The organism is Phormidium sp. CCY1219 (assembly GCF_035615515.1).
Lineage (GTDB): Bacteria > Cyanobacteriota > Cyanobacteriia > Cyanobacteriales > Laspinemataceae > CCY1219.
Window position 1 is genome coordinate 1 of sequence record NZ_JAJENT010000318.1, and the last position, 9,630, is coordinate 9,630.

A 9,630-nucleotide genomic window follows, 5' to 3' on the forward strand; every position below is an offset into this window, starting at 1 on the left:
GGCAAGGGGAGAGAGAAAATTCCCCCCAATTCAATTAATGAAAGGGCATTGCCCAATTAATTTTGGCTAATTGCGCTGCAGAGCAGGCATACCAGCGATAAAGACGTTCCAATTCGCGATCGAGGGATTGGGTGGAGGGAAACTGGGGGCAAGGATAGCCAAATTCGCGCAATGCGGCCAGCAGGGTACTGGGCGCGACCCATAATTCCTGACCGAGTTTGAGCAGATTGAGCGGTTTATCCCCAGTTTGCTCGATCGCCCGTTGCAGGTGCGATCGCAATTTACTGGGGGTAGGTAATGGCGGTAACTGATGGTAGACATACACTTGACGTGGGGCACCTTTAGCCAGCAACCATTGCATGTGGGTGCCCGAGGGGGGGAGAGTCCACAGCACAAAGGTATCGCAGGGTTGGCGGGGAATCCCCGATTCGAGTTCGCAATTGGCGGGCACTTCTAGCTCAGGTTGCGACCCGCCATAAAGCAACACCCGCCCTTGCAACTGACTCACCAAGGTTTCCAGGGGAATAATCCCGGACAACCATTCCGGTTGGGCGGTGACAGGGGGAGAGGGCGGTATCCACAGAGAGACTGCAGGGGGTGTGGGCATCTGGGGAAGAGTTTCCCGAGGCATCGGGGCGGTGGGAGAGTCCGCACTTTCGCCGCTAGGGGGACGCAGACCCACCACTTCCAATTCCAGGGTAGTGCGGTCCTTCCAGGTATTTTCCCGCAACTTATAGGCCACATCCACCCGAGGCGGGAGGGGAAAATACTCGCCCCAGCGCCAAGCGATCGCCCGCAGGCGACGCGGACCGGATTCGCTGGGGGCGGCGAAGGTGAGTTTCAAATGGCCTTTTCCCACAATCCGCTGTTCCACCACTTCCACATTCGGCGTCCAAAATACCGGGGGTGGGTTTTCGATACCGCAGGGATGCAGCAGGTCGATGTCGCGATACAACTGCAAATCCAGGCGATCGAACGGGGCGAGGGCATCGATTTCCACGAGGGGTTTTAGGTGATGCACCTGCAAACAGCGATTGGCAAATTCCCGCAGGCGATCGCGAAATGCCTGCAAATTGCTCCCACTCAGGGAAAATCCGCCGGCGGCGCGATGTCCGCCATATTTCCCCAGCAAATCATCGCAAAATTGCAACGCCTCAAACACGTGAAACTCCGGAATTCCCCGCGCCGATCCGCGAATGTGCTGGCCCGCGTCATCTTCATAAGTGCCGATAAATACCGGTACCCCGTATCGTTCCACCAGACGAGAGGCGACGATACCGATTACCCCATGATGCCAGTCTGGGTTGACTACCACCAACACGCGATCGCACTGTAAATCGATCTGGCGGTCTTCCACCCAGGCGATCGCCTCCGCCTCGATATCCTCGCACATCTGCTTGCGCTGTTGATTGATTTGTTCGCATTGCATGGCCCGTTCCAACGCAATCCCCGCATCCTCCGTAGTCAGCAATTCGATAACCACCTGCGGATCGCCAATTCGCCCCACCGCATTAATGCGCGGTCCGAGGCGAAACCCGATTTCGTCCGGTTTCATCGCCTTTCCCCCACCGGAACCGCTGCTGCTGGCCCGAGACACCTGAATTAACGCCTGTACCCCAGTTAGTTGCGAATCCGGTAACTGGCGCAACCCCCGTTTCACCCAGCGGCGATTGATGCCCGTCAGAGGCGCTAAATCGGCGATCGTGCCCAGGGTGAGCAATTCGCGCAAGGGTTTAATCAGCGCTTTCGCCTTGCATAACTGTTGCGCCAGAGACACCGCCAAAATATAGGCCACCCCTACCCCCGCCACCCCACGATAGGGGGAATCCTCCCGAATCAGTTTCGGATTTAAAATCGCACTCGCCGGCGGGAGGGTTTCGGGCACTTCGTGGTGGTCCGTGACGATGACCTTCACCCCCAACGCTTTCGCCAGGGCCAGGGGTTTATGTGCCGCAATCCCGTTATCCACGGTTAAAATAATTTTGACCCCTTCTGCGTGGAATTCTCGCACGATTCGCTCGTTGATGCCATATCCTTCCTGCATCCGACTGGGAATCGCATAGTCCACATTCCCCCCCAACGCCCGCAGCGCCCGCATCAGCAGCGCCGTACTGGTCATCCCATCCGCATCGTAGTCTCCACAGATGGCAATTTTTTCCCCCGCCGCGATCGCATTCTCCAGCAGTTTCACACTTTCCGACAACTGGGGAAAGTCCTCCATCGGCGAAGGCATGGTCAGGGAATCGGGATCTAAAAATCCCCGCGCCAACTCCGGCGTATCGATGCCGCGATTCAGCAGCACTTGCGCCAAAATCGGCGGCAAATCTGTCGTTTGCGCCAATTCCGATGCCTCTTGTGGCTGTTGCGGATAAATTTTCCACCGTTGGTTGGGCAAGCGGATGTCCGTAAGCGGTACCATAGGCGTTTGGGAGTGGTTGTTGGACCTTAGATTTTTATGGTACCAGCGATCGGACTATTAATGGTCATTTGTCATTTGTCAATGGTCATTTGTCATTGGTCAATGGTCAATGGTCATTTGTCATTTGTCATTTGCTATCCCCAATCCTGGCATAAAAAGCTGGTAGATTGGCCAAAATAGCCCCTGTAGGCGGGTTTCGTTCTGTGAGCTTACACCCCGATCCGCTGCAGGGCCTTTTTCCAACCAACAACCCCCAACCAACAACCCCCAACCAATAACCAAGGACAAATGACAAATGACAAATAACCAATAACTAATCCGCAAACCACAATCCCGGTTCGGGTTGCAAGCGATCGGCGAAAAAGCTTAAGGGAGCGATCGCGCCGTTGCTCACTTCTTGCAGGGGATTGCCCCGTCCTTCTACGGCGTTAAATTGTACCAAACTGGCTAGCACTTCGGCAGGGTTGCGCTGTTCGGAATCAGTGAGATAAAATAGCACATTATCCTCGCTACAAATGCCTTGGTTATCGTTTAACAAGCACAAAGCATTGTTATTGTTAAGTCGTCCGGTAGCGATCGTCATTGCGGACAGGCCGCCGCCATGTAAAGTGAGGATGCGATTTAAGCTGGGCGTCACCAATTTACAGCGGTTCAATGCGGATTCAAATTCGGTATTGTTCCAATTAATAATCGGTTGCGGAATTGAGGTATTGCCTATTTGGGCAAAGGTGGCCAAACCCCCATCGTATTCCAAACAACCAAACCGAGTAGAATTTCCTTGAATGCCGGAATTTGCCAGTCCCCAATTTTGGGTGCGCGCTATCAGGCGATCGCTGATAATATTGTCGCGAAATACGTTATTTGCCGCCACAGTAGGTTGCGCTGCTGCCATTGTCAAGATACCATAATTGCGGTTATTTTCGATAATATTTCCCTGCAAGTTTGGCGTCGCGGATTCAGTGACGATTACGCCAGTGCGATTGGCACGAATGTGATTATCTTGGATATTGGGGGCAGCATCGCCGGCGATCGCCAATCCAATTCGGCTATTGTGAAAGTCATTCCCGCGAATTTCGCCGGTGGCATTTTGCGTTGCAGAAATACCATTGCCTGAAGGATTTTCAAACAAGTTTTTTTCGATAATTGGAGAAGCATACCCGCCGATTGCAATGCCTTCGCGAGTATTGTCGCGAAAGGTATTATTGCGAATCGTGGTAGTGGTGGAATCTTCTACCCAAATGCCGGTGCCATCTTTTTCGGGATTGGTAATCGTTACGCCTAAAATTTGACTCTCCGGGCCGGCCAAAATGGTATAATTTTGTCGCGCTGCAGTGCGGGTGGAAGCAAACCCGCCGCCGCGAATCACAATGCCTTGTCCTTGGGTAGTTTCGTCGCCGATTAAAATGACGCCGGGATTGAGTTTAATCGGGAAGGTTTCTCGCAAGCTGTATTCTCCCGGGGCGAGGTAAATGACGGTTCCGGGTCTCGCACCTTGGATGGCATAAGAAATGCTGCGAAAGGGGTTTTCTGGAGTTTTGCCGGCGGTGGCGGCGTTGGTGCCGGTTTGGGGGTTGATATAGTATATCGTCTCGGCGGTGGCGAGTACCGAGGTAGAGGGTGAGGGGGCGGGTGAGGGGGCGGGTGAGGGCGCAGGTGAGGGCGCAGGTGAGGGCGCGGGGGGTTGCGGATTGGACTGGATGCGATCGGTGGCGGCGCGATCGCTCAATCCTTCTTGAATGGTGGCGTAATCGATACCATTTCTAAAGGACAATCCGAGACTATTGACCTGCGCTTGTGCGAGAAAGTCGATAATTTTCATGCCGCAGCTATGGTTAGCGTTTAATTGCGGGTCGTCGCTGCAGTTGTTTTCCGCGCCGCGTCCCCGCCCGTGAATGCCGATTAATTCGCCATTGGCGTTGAAAATCGGACCGCCGCTCATGCCGCTTTGGGTATCGCTTGTATATAACAAGCTATAATTGCCGTCGGGAGAGGGAGGACTGACGATTTGCGCGATCGCCCCTTCGGCGAGAAGGCGATCGCGGGTTCTTTGGCGCAAATCCTCGGGATTGGGCCACCCGCTGACGTAGATGGTTTCCCCAGGTTGCACCGGTTGAGAGGCGATGCGCGCCACGGGATAGCGGCGATCGCTTTCAAATCGCAACAGGGCCAAGTCCAATCCGGCGATCGCCTGTCCCAGTTCCCCGGTTAAGTTCCCCAAGGGAATGATATCTGGGCTATTTGCCCGCGCATCCACATAATGCACCATTCCGTCGGGAGTGGCGATCGCGTGAACCCCGCCTTTTTTCGCGATAACATGCAAAGCGGTGAGTACGTAATAGGTATTCCCATTGCGCGCCACCAAAACCCCACTGCCGGTTTTTTCACCTTCAATAATCAGGGAATCCCCGCGCTGGGTTAAATTCGGACTAATCAATACCGAAACCTGGGAGGCGACGGCGTTAATTTCTCCCTGAGTCAAGGCGATCGCTTCTGCTGCTGTGGGTAAAACGATGACTAATGCTGTAGTTACACCCGTCAGACAGACCGATAATCTATCTGAAAAAATCATGGTTTCCTCCTGTTATATTACCGCATTTTAGTATATGAATGGAGCAACCAACCCCCGAGAAGTTGCGAAATTCCGATTGATTATCGTCGAATCTATATTTAGCCCGATTGACCCCTATTTCCAGGCAAAAGGGCGCAGGAATTCCCGCGCCCTGGCAACCAGACAATGCCACAACTGGTGCCCGCCAATTCCCAGTGCTTATCGAGTGCTGGCATTGACAAACCACAATCCCAATTCCGGGCGCAATCCTTGCGCTACTGCTTCTAAAGGTGCGATCGCTTCTTCGCCAAATTCTTGCACCGGATTTCCCTTTCCTTGGACGCTAAATGCCACCAGTCGTCGCAACACTTCTGCCGGATTGCTAGCATTATATCCGCTTAAGTTGAACAACATATTACTAGGCTGACAACTTTCTTGCAAATCCCGCACCAAGCAAACCACTTTATTGTTATTGACTCTGCCGGTAGCAAACAGCATATTTTCTAATTGTCCGCCATAGGAAGAGACCATTTGATTTAGTTTTTCCGTCACTTCTTGACAGCGGGTTTCTGGCGCGTCGAATTCATAACTATTCCAAACAATCATCGCTTGGGGAATAGAAGCATATCCCTGTTGGGCGACAGTGGCGTAGCTACTTCCATAGGGTTCGCAGGTAAAATAGGCGCGGTCTGTGCTTTGGGGTTCTTCCGGCGTGGGCGGAATTCCTTGGGGCGATCGGGCAATTAATTGGTTTTCTCTTTCGTTCCCGCGAAAGGTATTGTTCGAGGCGATTTGTGGGGCGGATTGGGCGATCGCCACCAGTCCATAATCGGTGTTATTTTCAATCGTATTTCCCTGCAAAACCGGACGGGCCGCTTGCGTCACCACCACCCCCACGCGATTTTGTCGAATCTGATTTTGTGCCACCACCGGCGCGGAATCATGCCCGATCGCAAGGCCAAATCCCGTATCTTGAAACAGATTCCCGCGAATCTCTCCCCTTGCTTCCCGAGTCACGGAAATTCCATTCCCGCCATTGTACATAAATTGACTGCTTTCGATGAGGGGTTTGGCCGTTCCCGAAACGAAAATTCCCTCTCTGTTGTTGTTAATAAAGGTACTGTTTTGAACCGTGACTGTGGCATTTTCAATCCAAATACCCGTGCCAAACGGATTGGGATTTGTTACCGTAACGCCGAGAATTTGGCTGTTATTTTCGGCTAATATAGTAATATTTTGACTAGCCCAAATTCGGCTTAAGTGAGAGTCGCCGCCGGTGATAATTACGTTTTCGCCTTTGTTGGATTCATCGCCTTTGAGCGCTACGCCGGATTTGAGTTTTAAGGGGAAGTTTTCGCCAGCATTGTATCGTCCGGGGGCAAGTTGAATTACGGTTCCGGGTTGCGATCGCTCGATGGCGGCGGTAATGGTTCGCAAAGGATTGCCCGCTTGAGTTCCAGCACTCGCAGAATCGGTCCCGCGCTTCGGATCCACGTATAGAATCCGCTGCTGGGCGATCGCTTCTGTTCTCGTGGTTAGTTGCGCCAGTGTTTTGCTGCTATCTCGCCACGGTCTTTCCCCGGATAAGGTAATACCCGAAACACTCACTAAAGCTAGGGTTGTTAGTAAAATTGGATAGGTGAGTTTGTTCATAATTTAGCTCTTATTCATACACCGCAAACTGTTGATTATGACGATCGCGCCTCCAATCCTCGCCTCAACCCGAGACGAGAATTTAACCGCAGCGATCGTGTCATTTGTAACCCTCAAGTGACTTGTCGTCTAAATAAGCCACTTTTTTATCAAATTTCCGGAAATTTTTTTGATTTATCCACCAAAAAAAAGCAAGGTCAATGTTTTGCTTTGACTCGCCGAAGATTCGTTCACCCAAATTATCGGCAATCGCTGTCCTTTCCGTCAACTATAAAATTAACGACAAGAAGTTACCCTTCCCGACTGAGCGATCGCCCTTTAAGTTCCCATACCATTGCTTTTTTATTTTTAAATTATGTTAAGCGAAAATCCCACTACCGTAGTTTCCCCGATAGGGCGTTTATGTTCGGTTTGTGTCCTAAAGGCGATCGCTCTTTCTCTCAAAAGATTTAACGGCGATATACCATAGTTGTGCCCGTTTGTAAACCGTTTTTGAAACAAGATTTAGAAATTAATAGACTCCGCCTCCCCCCCGAATCGGTGCGTGACCCCGCCATCGGATTTCGGGATTTGACCCCCGATGGGATGCGCGGGGTCACGCACCCTACGGTTTGACTCCCCTCACCATCCCTGCGTAACATTACTCACTCGCCAGGGTGTTCTCTCGGGTATTGCGAATGATTAATATGAAATTTTAGAAAAATTTTAAGACTCGTAGCGGATAAGCAAGAAGAACCCAAGGCACCCAAACTTATCCGCTGCGAGTCAGACAAACAGCAACAGTCTAGGCAAATTTAGGACATTGCCTGAACCATATAGTCAAAGTAAGGGGCCGCTTCAGCCGCATCATCTTCGCTGAGTAATGCCAAAGAGGCTTCCTTGAGACAGCGCATGGACTCAGCCATTCCCGGAAGGGGAACGTTGAGCGCATTGTACATTTCCCGAGCGCCAATGATGCCGATTTTTTCAATCGGTTCCTTGTCGCCGGCGAGCAGCCCGTAAGTCGCCAGACGCAAGTACCAGCCGAAATCGCGGAGGCACTGAGCGCGCTGACGCTGCCCGTAAGCATTGCCACCCGGAGAGATAAAATCCGGGCGCTTTTGCCACAGTTGCTTGCTGGCTTGCTCCACAATTTTTTTCTCATTCTCGGCTAGAGTGGTGGCAATTCGCACCCGCTGCTCGCCGGTTTGAAAAAATTGTGTTATAGTGTTAAGTTCTCCGTTCGTCGGATAACGGAGTTCGTCATCGGCTTTGAGAATAACTTGGCTAACTACACTCATGGTTTTGCAAAAGTTGGGATATCCATCTAATGTAGTTTAGCGAGTCAGGGGTACACAATAAAGAGAGGTTTGTGCGGTGAGTGGGATCGAAATGGAAAAAAGTGCCTCCCGCAGAGAGAGACAGGGGTGGCAACAGGGAAATTTAATCGAACTGAAGGTAGAAGATTTAAGCGATAGTGGAGATGGTGTGGGGCGAGTGGAGGGGCGGGTGGTATTCATCCCCGACAGCGTACCCGGCGATCGCATCGCCGCGCGACTGGTGCGCGTCAAGCCCACCTACGCCACCGCCAAACTGCACGAACTGCTCGCCCCCTCTCCCCACCGGGTGCGTCCCCAGTGCATCGTCGCCGATAAATGCGGCGGCTGTCAGTGGCAAAGCGTCGCCTACGAGAAGCAACTGGAAGCCAAACAGAATGTAGTCACCCATGCGATCGCCCGCATTGGCGGCATTCCCGACCCTCCCGTGGATCCAGTCCTCAGCGCCCGGGAACCATTTGGCTATCGCAACAAAGCCACCTATCCCCTCGGCATCTCCCCCACCGGCAAAGTACAAGCCGGTTACTACCAAAAAAGCAGCCACAAGCTGGTGAACTTAAATCAATGCCCGGTGCAAGATCCGCACTTAAACCCCTTGCTGGCAGAAATCAAACAAGACATTCAGCAGCGCGGATGGCCCATTTATCGAGAAAAAACCCATCAGGGACAACTGCGCCACCTGTCGCTGCAAATTGGTCGCCGCACCGGGGAAATTTTGCTCACCCTGGTGGTGACGGATTGGGAATTACCGGGCATCGAGGCGGTAGCGAGAGAATGGCTGCAGCGATATCCGCAACTGGTAGGGGTCTGTTTGAATTGCAATCCGACCCGCACCAATCGGATTTTAGGCGATCGCACCCGCTGTATTGCCGGCAAAGGGTTTTTACTCGAAGAATTTGCTGGCGTGCAGTTGCGCCTCGCCTCCGACACCTTCTTTCAGGTGAATACCGAAACCGCCGAAGCGCTATTGCACGAAATTATCGCCGAATTGGACTTGCAGGGGAATGAAATCCTGGTGGATGCCTACTGCGGGATTGGCACCTTGACCTTGCCCCTCGCCAAACGAGTCAAACAGGCATACGGATTGGAAATCAACCCCGCCGCAGTAGAACAAGCCCGCGAAAATGCCCGGTTAAATGACTTGACAAATGTGGCATTTTATGATGGAAAAGTAGAAGAATTACTGCCGCAGTGGGAAACCTGGGGACTCGCCCCCGGAGAAAAACCGGACATCGCCCTCCTGGATCCGCCGCGCAAAGGCTGCGATCGCGCCGTCCTCGATACCCTCCTCGAACTCCAACCCCAGCGCATCGTTTACGTCAGTTGCAAAAGCGCCACCCTCGCCCGAGATTTGAAAATCCTCTGCCAAACCGGCAGCTATCATCTGACTCGCGTCCAACCCGCCGATTTCTTCCCCCAAACCGCTCACGTAGAAGCTGCAGCGTTCTTAGTTCGGGAAAGGGGTCATTAGTCATTAGTCATTAGTCATTAGTCATTGGTCATTGGTCACTGGTCAGCGGAAAGCCCTAGGTAGAAGTTTCACAGCCGAAATCGGGGGGATATCTACACTGACAACAAGAGGGTTGATTTGTCAAGATTGAATTGTTAGCACGAGGGCAAGTCAGCACCCCGCTCTAAAGAGACGGGGCTTCTAGCCCCTGACTTTAGGTAGCTGACCAGCCTAAGCCCTACGA

At 52.5% G+C, this 9,630-nt stretch carries 5 protein-coding genes; 1 reads left to right on the forward strand and 4 read right to left on the reverse strand.

Translation table 11 applies throughout. From position 1 onward, the window contains the following. Positions 1 to 34: 34 nt before the first annotated feature. The 4 genes from recJ to LKK83_RS05395 form a co-directional block, all read right to left on the reverse strand. Entirely contained in the window at positions 35 to 2,419 is a 2,385-nt protein-coding gene (gene recJ, locus LKK83_RS05380) for a single-stranded-DNA-specific exonuclease RecJ (protein WP_324629897.1), read from the reverse strand. 313 nt (positions 2,420 to 2,732) lie between these two features. Continuing rightward, positions 2,733 to 4,988: a DUF1565 domain-containing protein gene (locus LKK83_RS05385; RefSeq protein ID WP_324629898.1), complete on the reverse strand. Its 2,256-nt coding sequence runs from the start codon at positions 4,986 to 4,988 to the stop codon at positions 2,733 to 2,735. 198 nt (positions 4,989 to 5,186) lie between these two features. Beyond that, positions 5,187 to 6,620 (reverse strand): DUF1565 domain-containing protein, encoded by a 1,434-nt coding sequence (locus LKK83_RS05390; RefSeq protein WP_324629899.1) that lies wholly within the window; start codon positions 6,618 to 6,620, stop codon positions 5,187 to 5,189. A 794-nt stretch (positions 6,621 to 7,414) separates the two neighbouring features. After that, on the reverse strand, positions 7,415 to 7,900 hold the full coding sequence (locus tag LKK83_RS05395) for an allophycocyanin subunit alpha-B (RefSeq protein WP_324629900.1): 486 nt from the start codon (positions 7,898 to 7,900) through the stop codon (positions 7,415 to 7,417). 91 nt (positions 7,901 to 7,991) lie between these two features. Between LKK83_RS05395 and rlmD the strand changes: the two genes are divergently transcribed. Next, positions 7,992 to 9,407 (forward strand): 23S rRNA (uracil(1939)-C(5))-methyltransferase RlmD, encoded by a 1,416-nt coding sequence (rlmD, locus tag LKK83_RS05400; protein ID WP_324629902.1) that lies wholly within the window; start codon positions 7,992 to 7,994, stop codon positions 9,405 to 9,407. The last annotated feature ends 223 nt before the right edge of the window (positions 9,408 to 9,630 follow it).

Excerpts from the sequence above, each read along its gene's own strand:
- rlmD (WP_324629902.1), top strand. The coding sequence starts at position 7,992 with ATGGAAAAAAGTGCCTCCCGCAGAGAGAGACAGGGGTGGCAACAGGGA.
- LKK83_RS05390 (WP_324629899.1), bottom strand. The coding sequence starts at position 6,620 with ATGAACAAACTCACCTATCCAATTTTACTAACAACCCTAGCTTTAGTG.
- LKK83_RS05395 (WP_324629900.1), bottom strand. The coding sequence starts at position 7,900 with ATGAGTGTAGTTAGCCAAGTTATTCTCAAAGCCGATGACGAACTCCGT.
- LKK83_RS05385 (WP_324629898.1), bottom strand. The coding sequence starts at position 4,988 with ATGATTTTTTCAGATAGATTATCGGTCTGTCTGACGGGTGTAACTACA.
- recJ (WP_324629897.1), bottom strand. The coding sequence starts at position 2,419 with ATGGTACCGCTTACGGACATCCGCTTGCCCAACCAACGGTGGAAAATT.